Raw genomic sequence first — 13,272 nt, forward strand, 5'->3', positions numbered from 1 at the left:
CGCAGTACGGTGGTCGACTATAGCGCACCCTGGTCAGGCGCCCGGACCCAGCGTAAACGTAGGTCGTGTCCGATCTGACAACCCGCATCGTGCCGTCGCTGGCGAGCGTGGACGCCGCACAGTGGAACGCGCTCGAGCACGGGCCCTCGCCGTTCAGCGAGTACGGGTTTTTGCGGGCGCTCGAGCGCTCGGGATCGGTGGGTCCGGAGTCGGGGTGGGAGCCGGCGTACGTGCTGGTGGAGGCGCCAGCGGGTGTGAGCGCGGCGTGCGCTGAAGACGGAGCTGCGGGTGTCGATGCGGGGTCCGGGGAGATCCCAGGGCGGCGGATCGTCGGGGCCGTGGCGGCCTATGTGAAGGCGCACAGCTACGGCGAGTACATCTTCGACTGGGCGTGGGCGCGGGCGGCCGAGCGCGCGGGGCTGGCCTATTATCCCAAGTTGGTGGTCGCGGTGCCGATGACGCCGGCGACCGGGCCGCGGCTGCTGGTCGCGAAGGATGTGTCGCGGGGGCCGGTGGTGGCGCGGCTGGTGACGGGGGTGCGGGCGCTGGCGGAGCGGCGGCGCTGCTCGTCGATCCACTGGTTGTTCACGACCGCGGCGGAGCAGGCCGAGCTGCGTGAGCACGGGTTCATGCCGCGGGCGAGCTTCCAGTATCACTGGCACAACGCGGGCTACGCGAGCTTCGATGAGTTCCTCGCGCGCATGACCTCGCGGCGGCGCAAGCAGCTGCGCAAGGAGCGGGCGCGGGTGCACGCGGCGGCTCCGGGGGTGGAGTGGGTCTCGGGGTCGGCGCTCACGGCCGAGGACTGCGCGACGATCGACCGCTTCTATCGCGTCACGACGCACAACCACTTCGGGCAGGACTACCTCCAGCCGGGCTTCTTCGCGGCGGTGGTGGCCGAGCAGCCGGAGCGGGTGCAGTGGGCGCGGGTGCGGCGGGGCGAGCGGACGATCGCCGGGGCGTTGTTCTTTGAGACCGCGGCGGGGCTGTACGGGCGCTACTGGGGCTGCGAGGAGGAGATCGAGTTTCTCCACTTCGAAACGGCGTACTACGCGGCGATCGATCGCTGCATCGCCCGCGGGACGCCGCTGTTCGAGGCGGGGGCGCAGGGCGAGCACAAGCTGGTCCGCGGCTTCGTGCCGGCGTCGACGTACAGCAGCCACTGGGTCCGTCACCCGGGCTTTTCAGCGGCGATCGAGCGCTTCCTCGTCGACGAGACGGCGGCGGTGCAGGGGCACATGCGCGAGCTTGCGAGCCTGCTGCCGTTTCGTGCCGGCAGCGACGACGCCGGCTGATGCAACGCGACGGTCGGCGAGCGCGGCGGTCGACGGCCTTGCCGGCGCCGGATACCCTCCGGGCATGATTCGCCATGGCTTGCCCTCGCTGGTGCTCGCGGTCGCTGCGTGTTCGATGCCCAACCCGCTGTTCGAGGTCGACGACAGCGACACGGGCGGGACGATCGGGCAGGCGAGTACATCGGTGGGGCCGGCGAGCGAGACGGTGACGCCGACGAGCGGACCGGACACGGACTCGGGGCCGACGAGCGGGCCGGTGACCACCGGTTCGGGTGGGGTTTGCGGCGACGGGATGGTCGACCCCGGCGAGACCTGCGACGACGGCAACCAGGTGAACTACGACGGCTGCACCAACGTGTGCACGCTGCCGAAGTGTGGCGACGGCATCAAGCAGGCGGGCGAGGAGTGCGACGATGGGAACACCGATGAGACGGACTCGTGCCGCTCGACCTGCGAGGGGCCGGCCTGCGGCGACGGCTTCAAGCAGCCGGGTGAGAGCTGTGACGACGGGGTCGACAACGGCGGCTACGATCTATGCAAGGAGGACTGCAGCGGCACGCGCTTCTGCGGCGACCAGATCGTCGACATGGAGGAGACCTGCGACGACGGCAACGACGTGGCGGACGACGGCTGCGACATGTGCGTGCTGACCAGCTGCGGCGACGGGAAGGTGCAGGCCGGGGAGGAGTGCGACGACGGCAATGACGTGGACAACGATGCCTGCACCAACAAGTGCAAGATGCCCGCGTGCGGCGACGGCGTCAACCAGCCCGGAGAAGAGTGCGATGACGGCAACGCGATCAGCACGGACGCGTGCACGGCCGACTGCAAGCTAGCGAAGTGCGGGGACGGCTTTGTCTGGGAGGAGAAGGAGGAGTGCGACGATAAGAACCTGGTGAACGAGGACTCGTGCCTGAACAACTGCAAGGTGGCGGTCTGCGGCGACACGGTGGTGTGGCCGGAGAAGGAGACCTGCGACGACGGGAACAACCTGCCGGACGACGGCTGCACGTCGGACTGTGTCAAGGAGGTCAACATGGCGGTGTGCGGCGACGGCAAGCTGGACATCGGGGAGGAGTGCGACCCCATGATCGCGCCGTGGAAGGACTTCGGCAACAGTGTGTGCAGTGATTGCACGATCAAGAGTTGCTTCAAGGTGCACAACGGGCCCAACGAGGAGCCGCAGTTCATCGGCAACACCTGGCTCACGGCCTGCACCGAGGCGCCGGGCCAGATCGTCGTGGCGATCCTGGTGGACGAGCAGAAGAAGGTCGTCTACGCGGCGAAGGGCAACCGCGGCATGGTCGACTGGACGACGGATAACATCACGATCGGCGTCGCGAAGCCGGGGACCGAGTTTGATGTCAAGAATCACAAGCGGCTGGTGCTGATGACCCGGGTGATCCCCAACGACGCCAAGAAGGACTGGCTGATGCTGACCAGTCAGGTCGCGGTGCAGAAGGACCCCTACGATTGCCATACTGCGATGGGTGACGGCTACGGGGTGGCGATCTTCCCGGAGGTCTACCAGTCGAAGTTCCCGCGGATGCTGGTGATGGGGGCCAATGGCGGTCAGACCGGCCTTCCGCGGCCGATCGTCAAATTCACGGCGGCCAGCGAGATCAGCTACTCCGCGGGCGACCCGATGAGCGTGTGCAACGCCGGCGTGACCGGCTTCGCCGGGACCTTCTATCTCAGCGTGTTCTGAGGGCTCAGTTCTTCAGGTTGAAGCCGCGCATCCACTGCCAGGCCGCGTCGCGGACCTTGTAGGTCGGCTCGTCGAGGTAATGCGGGGCGCCGGGGACCAGGTCGAAGCGGGTGGTATAGCCGTACTTGTTCTTCCAGGTCTCGGCCTCGAACTGGACGGCGTTGGCGTCGAAGTTGGGGTCCTCGGAGCCGCAGGCGTAGTACATGCGCAGCTTGTGGCCGTTCCAGCTGGCGAGGGCGTCCTGGGCGAAGTTGCCGCCGGTGCCGGGGAAGACCATCGTGCCGGCGAGGGTGTCCTGATTCTCTGAGCCGATGATAATGACGAGGTTGCCGCCCGCGGACCAGCCGGCCCAGTAGTAGCGGCCGCGGTCGACGTTGTACTGGGCGTCGAGGATCTCGAGGGTCTCGTTGAGCTTGGCGACGATCTTGTTGGTGTCGTTGTATTCGTGGAGGTCGACCAGGATCGCGGCGTCGGCGAGGGTCGCGTTCTGCCACTGGTCGAGGGTCTCGTTGAACAGCCAGATCACCGGTGAGGCCAATTGCTGCGGGTCGTAGGTGGTAGGTATATAGATCTCGGCGCCCAGCGGGGTGAGGCTTGAGCTGCCCGGGGAGATGGTTCCGCCCATGCCGTTGGAGGGGTCGACGTTGACGTTGGGGTCGAGCGGCGCGCCGGTGCTGCTGTCGCCGTCGCTGGTGCTCGCGGGCGGGTCGGTCGTGGGGTCGGTCGTGGCGTCGCTGGTGGGGCCGCCGGTGGGGCCGTCGCTGGTGAGGCCGCTGCTGGTGCCGGGGGCGGTGGTGGTACCGGAGGCGGCGGTGGTGCCGCCCGGGTTGTCGGTGGTCGGCGTGGACTCGCTGCTGCTGGGCGCGGTGGCGGTGATGCTAACGGGGCCTGCGGTGGTGCCGTCGTCACCGTCGCCGCCCTGGCTGCAGGCGAGGAGGAGGAGGGGGAGGAGGGCGAGGCGACGCATGGCGCAGCATCGCAGGGGCGGCGGGCGATGTCACGCGGCGCAACGCGGAGCGGCGGGTCAGGGGCCCGCGAACAGGACGCGGTCAAGGGCGAGACGAGCGCGCGAGGGACATGCGGCGCGGTCAAGGGCCCGCGAACAGGACGCGCAGGAGGGCGAGGCTGCCGGCGAGGCGCAGCAGCTCGAGCGGCCAGCCCCAGCGATGCCGCTCGAGCAGGCCGGCCCAGGCGATCGCGCCGGCGGCGACCAGGCCGACACCGGCGAGGCGGAGGGCTGGCGAGAGTGAGAGGCCGTGCAGGACCAGCAGCATGGTGGCCGGGATAGCGAGGGCGGCCTGGACGAGGATGTAGCGGGTGAGCCCGGGGGAGGTCGGGACCTCGTAGCGCGGCTCGTCGCGGGTGGTGGTGACGGAGGGCTGTCCGGGGCGCCAGCCGGGGTGCGCCACGATCGCGTGGAGGCGGTCGCGCCAGCGCGAGGTGCTCGCGGCGAGCCCGGCGATGGTGAAGTAGTAGTGAAAATTGGCCCACAGCGGGTTCAAGCTGCGCAGCGGCTTGGTGGTGCCGTAGATCGGTGGCTCTCGCTCGAGCGCGTGGCTGCCGAAGAGGCGGTCCCAGAGGATGAAGATGCCGCCGTAGTTGCGGTCGAGGTACTGCGGGTTGACGGCGTGGTGGACGCGGTGCAGCGAGGGCGTGTTGAACACCCGCTCGAAGGCGCCGAGCTTGCCGATGAGCTCGGTGTGCAGCCAGAACTGGTAGAGCGAGTTGATGCCCTTGCAGGCGGCGTACACGAGCGGCGGGACGCCGAGCAGCGCGAGCGGGAGCAGGAAGGGCACCATGCTGAGGTTGGTGAACAGGGCCTGGCGCAGGGCGACGGCGAGGTTGTAGTCCTCGCTGTGGTGGTGGACGATGTGCGAGGCCCACAGGATGTTCACCTCGTGGCTGGCCCGGTGCCACCAGTAGTAGAAGAAGTCGACGCCGATCATGCCGATCAGCCACACGCCGGCGGTGCTCGGCTCGACCACGCGAAACTGGTAGACCCAGGCGTAGACGGCGAGGCCGAGGCCGAAGCTGATGATGTTGAAGAGCTGCTGGGTGATGCCGCAGCTGATGTCGCTGAGCGCGACCGGCAGGTGATAGACGTTGCGACCGCGACGGCGCGCGAGCAGCAGCTCGAGCCCGATGAAGAGGATAAAGCCGGGGATCGACCAGGCGATGATCTGCACGAGGACTCCGCTCCGGGGATCGAGCGTGCGCCCGCGAGGGGGCGGAGGGCAAGCGGGCGAGGCTACGCGGGGGCGGTGTGCAGACGAGGAGCGGTGCCGGGCTTCAAGTGCTTGGTGCCTGCAGGTTCACCAGAACTTCCACCAGGGGCGCGGCGGGCTCTCGTCGGTGGTGGCGGCGGCGGGGCCGTTCGGGTGGGGGTGTGTGCCGAGGCGATCGAGGCCGTCGTGGAAGGTGGTGTATTGGGCGAGGTCGGGGCGAGCGAGCGGCCAGATGGCGAGGTCGACGCGGGCGGCGGCGTCGTCGACCTGACGCCGCAGGTCGGCCGGGGCACGTCCGCTGGCGCCGGCGATGCCCGCGACGACCTGGTCGACGAGGGGCTCGCGGCCGCCGATGGCGACGACGCGACCGAGGCCGTAGAGCACGAGCGCCTCGGTCTGCGGGAACAGGGTGACGAAGGTGAGCAGGGCCTCGGGGTGGTTGGGGCGCAGGTGTAACGAATGCAGGAGGCAGTGCGCGGCCTTGCCGGTCATGCCGAGCTTCTTGAGGGCGACGCCCATGTCCGAGAGCGGGCCGGCGGCGGCGGGGAGCATGCGGTCGTCGACGCTGCTGCAGGCGTGGCGCACGGCGCCGAGGTAGTGGTGGACGGCGGCGTTGAGGTCGCCGCGGGCGCGGTGGCAGCGGCCGAGCAGGTGGTGGACTGCGGGGGCGCGGCTGCTGGTGTCGACCAGGAATTGCAGGGGGGCGACGGCGGCGTCGAGGTTGCCGGCCGAGAACTCGCGCAGGCCGGTGGCGTAGTTGCGGGTCCAGTCGTGGACGAGGTCGACGCAGAAGCGGTCGAGCGGGAGGCTGCCGCCCTTGCCGTCGACGATGAGGGTGACGCAGGTGTTGAGGGTGGCGGCGCCAGCGGTGACGCGGATGAGGTCGCGCTCGTCGAGGGGGATGGCGACGGGGGCGAGCTGGCGGTCGGGGACGCCGAGGTGATAGGCGAGTCGGCCGGCCTGGTTGAAGCGGACGTCGAGGTCGACGTACATGTCCTTGAGGACAGCCTCGGCGCGGGCGAGGTCGGGGGCGTGGAAGGCAAAGACGGGGATCGCCAGGTTGCCCTGCTCGCGCAGCTCGTAGCTGCCGCCGTCGATCACCCCGTCCCCGGCCAGCATCATGGGCATGACACAACGGGCGCAATGAGGGTGTCAAGGCGCGCGGCGATCGGCGCCGAGCTGGCGGCTGCAGGCGAGGCGGGACACAGGGCGCGCGGGGGGCCGCGCGCGCGCGAGCCTCGGCGCTCGCTGGCGCGGACGCTCAGGCGCGCGAGCGCAGCCAGAGGTCGAGCCAGGCGAGCACGCTGTCGTGCCACAGCAGGCTGTTGGCGGGCTTGAGGACCCAGTGGTTCTCGTCGGGGAAGACCAGCAGCTGGCTGGGGATCCCGCGCCGTTGCAGGGCGGTGAAGGTGGCGAGGCCCTGGGTCTCGGGGATGCGGTAGTCGAGCGCGCCGTGGATGACGAGCATCGGCAGGCGCCAGCGGTCGATGTAGTTGACCGGGTTGTGCAGCTCGTGCCGGGCGGTCTGCTCCCAGTAGGGGCCCTTGTGCTCCCACTCGGGGAACCACAGCTCCTCGGTGGCGTAGTACATCATGCGGTTGTCGAAGACGCCGTCGTGGTTGACGAGGCACTGGAACGCGTCCGGCCACTGACTGGCGATCCAGTTGACCATGAAGCCGCCGTAGGAGGCACCGAGCGCGCACACGCGGGTCGGGTCGAGCCAGTCCTGCTGGGCGAGTGCGGCGGCGAGGCCGGCCTTGAGGTCCTCCAGCGGCTTGCCGCCCCAGTCGTCCTGGATCGCGTCGGTGAAGGCCTGGCCGTAGCCGGTCGAGCCGTGGAAGTCGATCATGACGACGGCGTAGCCGGCCCCGGCGTAGGTCTGCGGGTTCCAGCGGAAGCTCCAGCGGTTGCCGAACGAGCCCTGCGGGCCGCCGTGGACCAGGAAGGCGACGGGGTACTTCTTGGTCGGATCGAAGTCGACTGGCTTGACGATCATGCCGCGCACGCTCGCCTTGTCGGCGCCGATGAACTCGAGCGGCAGGGCCTCGCCCATGCGCGCTGCGGCGAGCTTGCTGGCGTTGATGGCGGTGTGGTTGCGCAGGTCGCCGCCGCTGAGGTCGACGCTGGCGAGCTCGTCGGGGGCGTGGAGGCTGTTGTGCAGGAAGACCACGCGGTCGCCGGCGCGGCGCAGCTGGCTGACGGCGCCGTCGCTGACGACGGCGCGCGGCGGGCCGCCGGCGAGGTCGACGACGAAGAGGGGGGTCTGGCCGAGCTGCTGGGCTGTGAGGTAGATGAGCTGCGAGTCGGCGGAGAACATCAGCTCGTCGGCGGATCGGTCCCAGTCGGGGCTCAGCTCCTTGGCCTGTCCTTCGGGCCAGCTGCGGACCATGACGCGGAAGCGGTCGGCCTCGTAGCCGGGGCGGGTCATGGCGCGGTAGGCGAGGGTCTTGCCGTCGGGCGAGAACACGGGACCGGTGTCCCAGGCGGGGTTGTCCTGGGTGAGGTTGACCGGCGCGGCGGAGCCGTCGACGGGGGCGACGAAGAGGTCGAAGTTGGTCGACCAGGGCTCGGTCTTGCCGGCCTCGCGGGCGGAGAAGACGAGCTGCTTGCTGTCGGGGCTGAAGACGTACTCGTCGCTGTCGCCGAAGGGCTTGGAGGGGACATCGGCGTCGAGGGCGTGGCTGATGTCGACGGGGGGGCGGCTGCCGTCGATCGGCCAGACGAAGAGGTGGCTGCGGCGGCCGTCCTTCCAGGTGTCCCAGTGACGGGCGAACAGGCGGGTGTACAGCTGGCCGGAGCTGTGGCTCTTTTTGCCGCGCTCGGCGAGGCGTTCGGCGGTGCAGGCGAGGATCTTGTCGGCGTCGCAGTCGGGGAAGACATCGGCGGAGAAGGCGAGCAGGCGACCGTCGGGGCTGACGCTGTAGTTGGCGAGGTCGACGGGGAAGCTGGTCAGCGCGGCCGGGGCGTCGCCGTCGAGCGAGCCGCGCCAGACCTGCACGCTGCCGGCGTGTTTCTGCAGGAACAGGAACTTGCGGCCGTCGGGCAGCCAGCGCGGGGCGTCCTCGTTCTCCGGGTCGGTCGTCAGCTGGATCGGCGGCTTGCCGTCGCGGCGGACGACCCACAGGTCCTTGCGGCCGCGGTTCTGCTCGAGGTCGGTCTTGCGCAGGGTGAACAGGACCTGGCGGCCGTCGGGGCTGACCTGGGGGTCGCCGACGCGGTCGAGGGCGAGGAGGTCGCGCGCCGAGAAGTTGTGCACGCCGACGGGGGCGATCACTTGCTCGACGAAGGGTTCGGGGGCGGCGTCCGTGATCTCGGCGACCGGGGCGGGGCGGGTCACGACGCGCTCGGCCGTCGGCTGGCGGTCGCAAGCCAGCAGCAGCAGGGAGACGGCGCAGAGCGGGAGGCGGACGTGGGGACGCATCGCACGCAGGCTAACCCGGCGCGGGGTGTGAATGTAATTTCAGGCGCGGGCGCTGCGGCGATGCGGCGATGCGGCGGAGGGCTCGCGCGAACCGGGTCCTCAGAGGGCGGCCGCGGGCTTCGGGCGGCGCTGGGCGGCGCCGGTGTAGCGGCGGTAGAGCTCGACGCGGGTGCGGCCGAGGGCGAGCATGATGATGCCGGTGACCAGCATGCTGACGCCGACGGCGGAGAGGACGATGCCGGCGTCGCGGGTGCTGTGGCCGCCGCGGTTGCTGTGCGCGTTGAGGCTGAGGTAGAGGGTGCCGCTGACCAGCGGGGCGATCGAGAGGGAGGTGAAGAGGATGCCGCCGGTGAGCACGCCGATGCGACCGGGGCGGACGCGGGCGAGCATGGGGCCGTCGTGCTCGTCGAGGGTGAAGCGGCGCGAGGGCGTGATCCGGTCGCCGGCGAAGAAGAAGGTCTGGCCGCGGCTGCCGTCGACGACGCGGTCGCAGGGGGCGCCGCAGACGGCGACGGCCTGCTGGGCCTGGGCGTAGTTTCCCCAGTTCATGCTGGGGGCGACGAGGATCTGGTTGCTGATCTCGTAGAGGCGGACGTTGCCCGGGCGGGTGGTCTCGATGTGCAGGGTGGGGCGACCGGGGCCGGCGGGGGCGACCGTTGGGGCTTCGGTCGGGACGGCGGCGTAGCGGAGGTCGGCGACCTGGTCCCAGGGGATGATGTGGCGCTGGCCGTCCGGGGTGTCGAGGACCACCTGCTGGCCGGAGATGACCTGAACGATGGTGCCCGAGAGGACCTGGCCGTTGCGCAGGGTGACGCCGCTGGTCTCGGGGCTCGGGGTGGCCTGGTTGGCGTAGAGGACGGGCGGGGGGGCGCTCGGGGGCACGGCGAGGGGGACCGGCCCGTGGGTGCCCTCGACACGGACGGGCGTGGGCAGGGTCTCGGCGGGAGGGGCCTGCGCCGCTGCGGGGCCGGTGCTGAGGGCGACGGCGAGGGCCACGAGGGTGGCGGTCGGGCGCGCGATGGGGGAGATCGGGCTGCCTGTGCGCATGGCGCGAGTGTACGGCGCGGCGGGACGGGCCACCAGACCGCGGAGGGGTCGGCGCTGTGTAGAATTTTCATCAAAGGGAACTCCGGGCCTGAAATTCGCGTTCACGGGCGCGGCTGGGTAGCGTGCCGGCCCGCGCACCGATGCTCTTCGTCAGCTTCGACTTCCTGCTGTTCATCATCCCGGTGCTCCTGCTGGCGTGGGCGCTGGCGAACGTGGCCGCGTTGCGGGTGCTGTTCCTGATCGCGGCGAGCTACTTCTTCTACATGGCGGGTCCGCACACGGACCCGATCCAGCCGCCCTGGTACTTCGTCGGGCTGCTGTTCCTGTCGACGGTGCTGGACTTCGTGTGCTCGCACCGAATCGCGGCGCGGCGGCCGGCGCAGGAGGCCGGGGACGCGGGCGCGCGTCGGGCCTGCAACGCGTGGCTCGGGGTCAGCCTGGTCGGCAACCTGGGACTGCTGGGGTATTTCAAATACACCAACTTCTTCCTCGGGGCCTTCGGCGACATCGCGGCGGCGCTGGGGGTGGAGGTGGTGGTGCCGCACCTGCGGCTGCTGCTGCCGATCGGGATCAGCTTTTATACGTTCCAGACGCTCAGCTACACGATCGACGTGTGGCGCGGGCGGCTGACGCCGGAGCCGTCGTTTCGCCGCTTCGCGCTGTTCGTGGTGTTCTTCCCGCAGCTGGTGGCGGGGCCGATCGTGCGGGCGCACGAGTTTCTGCCGCAGCTGCACCGTCCGCCGCAGCTGTCGGCGGCGAACATGAGCCAGGGGATGTACCGGATCCTCTGCGGGGTGCTCAAGAAGGCGGTGCTCGGCGACTTCATCGCGGCGCAGTTCACCGACGCGGTGTTCGCCGCGCCGGACACGTATACCTCGCTCGAGATCCTGCTGGCGCTGTACGCGTTCACGCTGCAGCTGTACGCGGATTTCAGCGGCTACTCGGACATTGCGATCGGGGTGGCGTTGCTGCTGGGGTACACGATCCCCGAGAACTTTGATCGACCGTACCAGGCGCAGAACCTGGGCGAGTTCTGGCGGCGCTGGCACATGACGCTGTCGACCTGGCTGCGGGACTATGTGTTCTTCCCGCTGGGCGGCAGTCGCGGCTCGCCGGCGCGGGTGTACTTCAATCTGTGGCTGACGATGTTCCTGGTCGGCATGTGGCACGGGGCCAGCTGGAACTTCATTATCTACAGCAATGTGCACGCGCTGGCGATGCTGTTCAACCGCTGGAACCGCGGACGGCGGCGCAGCGAGCCGATCACGCTGACGAGCTCGGCGCCGTGGGTGGTCGGGGTGCTGCTGCTGTCGGCGGCGGTGTTCGGGCTGGGCGTGGACGTGCTGCACCTCGAGGCGGGGACGGCGGGTGGGCTGGCCGGGTTCGCGGCGGCGATGTTCGTGATCGTGGCGTGGCTGCCGGAGACGAAGGCGTGGTGGAACGTGGCGTTGCACGTGGCGCTGACCTTCCACTTCACGGTGCTGTCGCGGGTGTTCTTCCGCGCGGACGACCTCGAGACGAGCCGGGCGATGATCGCGGGGCTGCTGCGATTCGACGCCCACGGGGTCCGGCCGGGGCTGCTGTCGCCGCTGGCGTGGGCGCTGCTGATCGGGGGGATCGCGTATCACATGACGCCGAAGCGCTGGGTCGAGGCGCACGGTTACAAGCTGTTCCGGGCGCTGCCCGGGCCGGTGATCGGGCTGCTGTTCGCGGCCGCGGCGCTGGCCGTGCACCTGCTGCTGTCGGGCGGACCGCGGGCCAACATTTACTTCCAGTTCTGATGCCTGCCATGACCAAGCCTGCGAACGATCAACACGCTGGGCTCCTCGACGGGGAGGACCGCAAGTTCCGGGTCGAGCTGCGCGGCGCGGCGGAGCCGAATGGGCCCTACCCGCGCGGGACCTTCCGCCAGATCGTGACGGCGATGCTGACGCTGGTGATGGCGATCGGGCTGACGTACCTGGTGCCGCGCTGGCACTGGGCCCGGCCGTGGACGCCCGACATGGACTACGTGCCGTTCTGGAACCTGATCGGCCGGGTGCTGCTCGGGGAGGGCGAGGTCGCCGACCAGGTGAACGTCGAGCTGGCGAAGGTACAGGAGCTGGCGCGCGTGGAGGTCGCGGCGGACGAGAAGGCGGAGCCCTTCGTCGACCGCGCGGTGCGGACGCCGGTGGAGCTCGGCGAGCGGCTCCCGGAGTATGTGGACAATCCGGAGGACGCCGAGCGGGTCGAGATGACGCTCGAGAACGCGGAGGCGCTGGAGACGTTCTATGGCGCGCTGGCGGCGAGCGAGCTGGGCTACGCGGGGGCGATCACGCGGGTGATGCATTATGGTGATTCGGCGATCGGGAACGACGGCATCCCGGGGGCGATCCGGATGAAGATGCAGGCCCGCTTCGGCGACGCGGGCCACGGCTTTCACCTGCTGGGCCAGCCGAACGCGAGCTACCGGCATCAGGGGGTGCGCTTCGCGGAGAAGAGCCCGTGGAACCACTGCTTTATCATCTTCGGCTGCCGCGAGAAGGACGGCCATTACGGCCTCGGCGGGACGACCTTTGAATCGGTGGGCGGGGCGGAGATCACGCTGAGCACAGCAAACAAGGGGGCGATGGGGCGCAAGGCGTCGCACTTCGAGGTGTGGTACGCCGGGGCGCCGCGCGGCGGGAACCTGAAGGTGCAGCTCGACGAGCAGGAGCCGGTGGTGCTGGCGACGGCGGCGGAGCAGCTGGAGGACCGCTGGTACGCGGTGGACGCGGAGGACGGCGAGCACTCGCTGACGGTGCGCGCGGCGGGCAGCGGCAAAGTACGTGCATACGGGGTGGTGATGGAGCGCTCGGTGCCCGGGGTGGTGTGGGATGAGATGAGCCAGATCGGCGCGCTGACGCGGCGCATGAGCAATTTTAATAAGGACCACCTGCACAGCCAGATCCGCCGCCGCGATCCGGACCTGGTGGTGTTCATGTTCGGCGGGAATGACATGAATACCCAGGGGACGATGGCGAAGTATCGCGAGGAGTTCACGGAGGTGATCCGACTGTTTCGCGGGGCCCAGCCGCTGCCCTGCCTGGTGATGGCGCCGCTCGACCACGGCGAGCGCGACGGGGCGCGTATCGTGACTCGGCCGATCGTGACGAAGCTGGTCAACGCGCAGCGCGAGGTGGCCAAGGCCGAGGGCTGCGCGTTCTTCGATACCTTCGCGGCGATGGGCGGCGATGGCTCGATGGGCCGCTGGGTCCGCTCCTCGCCGGCGCTGGGGTCGGGCGACCTGTCGCATTTGACGCACCACGGGCACAAGGTAGTCGGCGGGATGCTGTATCGGGCCCTGGTGGCGGGGTACGTGGATTATCGCAAGCGTATGGTCGGGCAGCCGGTGCAATTGCCTCCGCAGGCGGCGGCGAAGGTCGAGGCGACGGCGGCGAACGAGCAGGCCGAGGTGAAGCCCGAGGTTGCGAAGCCAGGCGCAGCGGATGGCAGCGACGCGAGCGCACCCGAGGCGGTGCGGCCGGGTGCCACGGCCGCGGCGGCGCAGCCGGTGAAGTTGCCCGGCAATTGAGTGGTGCGGGCGGGTGGGCCGAC

Annotated in this window: 9 protein-coding genes; 4 read left to right on the top strand and 5 right to left on the bottom strand. The window is 69.9% G+C overall.

Annotated features, from left to right (window positions below):
• The first annotated feature begins 65 nt into the window (after nucleotides 1-65).
• Together IPJ59_RS08650 and IPJ59_RS08655 are read left to right on the top strand one after the other, a co-directional pair.
• The gene (locus tag IPJ59_RS08650; RefSeq protein WP_293270734.1) at nucleotides 66-1,295 is read left to right on the top strand and encodes a GNAT family N-acetyltransferase; all 1,230 of its coding nucleotides are present in this window, start codon (nucleotides 66-68) and stop codon (nucleotides 1,293-1,295) included.
• Nucleotides 1,296-1,359: 64 nt separating this feature from the next.
• Nucleotides 1,360-3,003, top strand: a complete 1,644-nt coding sequence (locus tag IPJ59_RS08655) for a DUF4215 domain-containing protein (RefSeq protein ID WP_293270735.1) — start codon at nucleotides 1,360-1,362, stop codon at nucleotides 3,001-3,003.
• Nucleotides 3,004-3,007: 4 nt separating this feature from the next.
• On the opposite strand, the gene IPJ59_RS08660 is transcribed toward IPJ59_RS08655, so the two are convergent.
• The 5 genes from IPJ59_RS08660 to IPJ59_RS08680 all read right to left on the bottom strand — a co-directional run bounded on the left by IPJ59_RS08660 (nucleotide 3,008) and on the right by IPJ59_RS08680 (nucleotide 9,696).
• Nucleotides 3,008-3,970: a dienelactone hydrolase family protein gene (locus tag IPJ59_RS08660; protein ID WP_293270736.1), complete on the bottom strand. Its 963-nt coding sequence runs from the start codon at nucleotides 3,968-3,970 to the stop codon at nucleotides 3,008-3,010.
• A gap of 121 nt (nucleotides 3,971-4,091) precedes the next feature.
• On the bottom strand, nucleotides 4,092-5,189 hold the full coding sequence (locus IPJ59_RS08665; RefSeq protein ID WP_293270738.1) for a sterol desaturase family protein: 1,098 nt from the start codon (nucleotides 5,187-5,189) through the stop codon (nucleotides 4,092-4,094).
• A gap of 126 nt (nucleotides 5,190-5,315) precedes the next feature.
• Nucleotides 5,316-6,350: a hypothetical protein gene (locus tag IPJ59_RS08670; RefSeq protein ID WP_293270740.1), complete on the bottom strand. Its 1,035-nt coding sequence runs from the start codon at nucleotides 6,348-6,350 to the stop codon at nucleotides 5,316-5,318.
• A gap of 139 nt (nucleotides 6,351-6,489) precedes the next feature.
• Nucleotides 6,490-8,649: an alpha/beta hydrolase family protein gene (locus IPJ59_RS08675; RefSeq protein WP_293270742.1), complete on the bottom strand. Its 2,160-nt coding sequence runs from the start codon at nucleotides 8,647-8,649 to the stop codon at nucleotides 6,490-6,492.
• Nucleotides 8,650-8,748: 99 nt separating this feature from the next.
• Nucleotides 8,749-9,696 carry a hypothetical protein gene (locus tag IPJ59_RS08680; RefSeq protein WP_293270743.1) on the bottom strand — a complete coding sequence of 316 codons (948 nt, stop codon included), beginning with the start codon at nucleotides 9,694-9,696 and terminating at the stop codon, nucleotides 8,749-8,751.
• A gap of 140 nt (nucleotides 9,697-9,836) precedes the next feature.
• On the opposite strand from IPJ59_RS08680, the gene IPJ59_RS08685 reads away from it, so the two are divergent.
• Nucleotides 9,837-11,477, top strand: a complete 1,641-nt coding sequence (locus IPJ59_RS08685; RefSeq protein ID WP_293270745.1) for an MBOAT family O-acyltransferase — start codon at nucleotides 9,837-9,839, stop codon at nucleotides 11,475-11,477.
• A gap of 8 nt (nucleotides 11,478-11,485) precedes the next feature.
• The gene (locus IPJ59_RS08690) at nucleotides 11,486-13,249 is read left to right on the top strand and encodes a GDSL-type esterase/lipase family protein (protein WP_293270747.1); all 1,764 of its coding nucleotides are present in this window, start codon (nucleotides 11,486-11,488) and stop codon (nucleotides 13,247-13,249) included.
• Nucleotides 13,250-13,272: the final 23 nt, after the last annotated feature.

Origin of the sequence: Nannocystis sp. (genome assembly GCF_016714285.1) — a bacterium.
GTDB lineage: Bacteria > Myxococcota_A > Polyangia > Nannocystales > Nannocystaceae > Nannocystis.